Raw genomic sequence first — 2,008 nt, 5'->3', positions numbered from 1 at the left:
GGCCCCAGCAGCCAGAAACCGGCGTGGGAGTCGTGGACATAACGGTCGAAAAACTCATCCACCAAAGGCGCAATGGGGGCATTGGCGTTGACGATGCGCAACAGATCGCGCTGGGTCTGGCTCGCCAGACCGGGCTTGGGCTGTCGGGTCACGCCGACACCGGGCATATAGCGTTCCTCGACGATCGGCTCATGGGCCTTGCGGGCCTGCTCGATATCGGTGCGCCAGTCGAGTTCGGCCTCCCAGAGGTCTTGTTGATCTTGGGGGTTGGCATTGGCCCAACAGTGCATGGCCTTGAATTGGGCGTCGGTCTGTTTGCTGGCGCGCCAACGCCAGTAGTACTGCATTTGGGTGTGCATGCGGCTTTCCACTACGCCCCGGCGACTGTCGGCAAGGTTTTCCTTTTGCTCGTTGGCCTCCAGGGTCCAGGCGGTGTAGGCCATAAAGGCGGCGTGCATGGCGGGGTCGATGGCGAAGTCAGTCTCCAAGTCTTGATCCATCTGGCTTCTAAGCTTCAGGCTGACACCGGCTGTTAGGGCTTCTTCATACATATCATTCAAGGTGATCTGCGACATCAGGGTGCTGCGCCCGCCGAGGGATTTGCCCTGCTCGCCGGGCCCGTAACCTCCGCCGATATCCGAATGCGTGCCGGGGTAGACAAACTCGCGGGTATTGGCCGGCCAGCTACCGCCATCGCGCACGGTGGACAGCGGGAAGGAGCGGCGGATTTCATGGCCGGCGACATAGTGGACAGTCTTTTCGACGTTTTTAATGGCGAGGTTGTTGTGAGCCCAGTGAAGAAACCCGCGCCCGACGGGAGAGGAGTCGGCCAGGCCCACCGAGGCCACGGTGTCGAAGAGGCCGAGAAAGCGCAGGTTGACTTTGGCTTCGGCGATCACGCCGCCGCAGATCTGCTGGATCCAGTTGCAAAATACGCGGGCTTCGGCGGCGCCTCGGGAGAAGCCGAACACCGAAAGGTGTAATTTGGTGATGCGTGGTCGTTCATACTGCATGGCTTTCATCAGGCGCTGGTTGATGCCGAGAAAAATGCGGCGCACGTCCTTGACCTCGCTGGGGTGACGAAAATAGGTACTGAGGTCCTTGGTGACCAGGGTTTTCATTTCGCCTTTTGTAAACAGATTGGTCCCATAAAAAGCCCGGTGGACGGCGTTATAGACCTGAAGCATCGCCCAATGGATACGGGCCTCACCACCTGCGGCAAAGCTCTTGCCCGAGCTGGACTCCTCCAGTTCGCCAATGTCCTTGAAAGGCGTACCGACCCCAGGTAGGTAGTAGGCAAAGTGGGTTTTTTGATCCTTGAGGTGAGCGTCGTACAGACTGACAATGTTGGAGTGATTGTGGGGTTTATCACGCTCCATATTGTTATTGGTGCCATCGAAAAACACCCCGACATGGATTTCCTGCACGCATTCCATGCCGGTGAAGTCGGCCTTCATGCCTCGCGCCAGTTCTTCCATGATGGTGCGTTCTCGCCCCAGCCGGACAACGGGAATCGGTAGTTCCATTTCCGGGTTGCCCACGGAGCAGGCATAGGCGTCCCAGGCGGCGGTCGCGGGCGAGTTGGCAATCCGTTGGAAGCGTGGCTGCCAGGTCATGGCCTGTGCCGGAGGGTGCTTGTAGGCATCCCACCACGTGCCCATGCTGCCGTTGGCCTCCAGCCAGCAATAGGCGATATAGCTGTGTGGGGTATCGAAATAGCGACAGTCTATCGCGTTGCCCATATGGTTCTTGACGTGGTACCAGCCAGGTTGAAACTCGGTCATTTCGGGTCCTCCTTGCTAATCATAAAGGGCCAGCCGTTAGGCTTGACCGGTGCGTCCGGTCCGCGATAGCCCGGAAACCCTGGCGACCCCGGCGAGATAATCAGCCTCACTTGGTTGTCGGGTAGGAAGTGCACATTCAAGTCGCCTAATTCGTCGAATGGCTCAATCGGCACCACCTTTTCATGCCAGGTTTCGCCCTTGTACGGATTGGGTTTTGAGGCGGA

Annotated in this window: 2 protein-coding genes; both read right to left on the bottom strand. The window is 58.6% G+C overall.

The window, feature by feature from the left end; all coding sequences use genetic code 11:
* On the bottom strand, positions 1-1,784 hold a 1,784-nt coding region (locus tag BMX68_RS10335; RefSeq protein WP_074862119.1), incomplete at its 3' end, for a T6SS phospholipase effector Tle1-like catalytic domain-containing protein.
* Positions 1,781-2,008, bottom strand: a 228-nt coding sequence (locus BMX68_RS26130) for a DUF3304 domain-containing protein (RefSeq protein WP_143063272.1), incomplete at its 5' end; no start/stop codon positions are given. The genes BMX68_RS10335 and BMX68_RS26130, both read right to left, overlap by 4 nt.

Origin of the sequence: Pseudomonas agarici, assembly GCF_900109755.1 — a bacterium.
Taxonomy (GTDB): Bacteria; Pseudomonadota; Gammaproteobacteria; order Pseudomonadales; family Pseudomonadaceae; genus Aquipseudomonas; species Aquipseudomonas agarici.
Note: the sequence above shows the minus strand (reverse complement) of the source record. Positions and strands in the feature narration are given on the sequence as shown.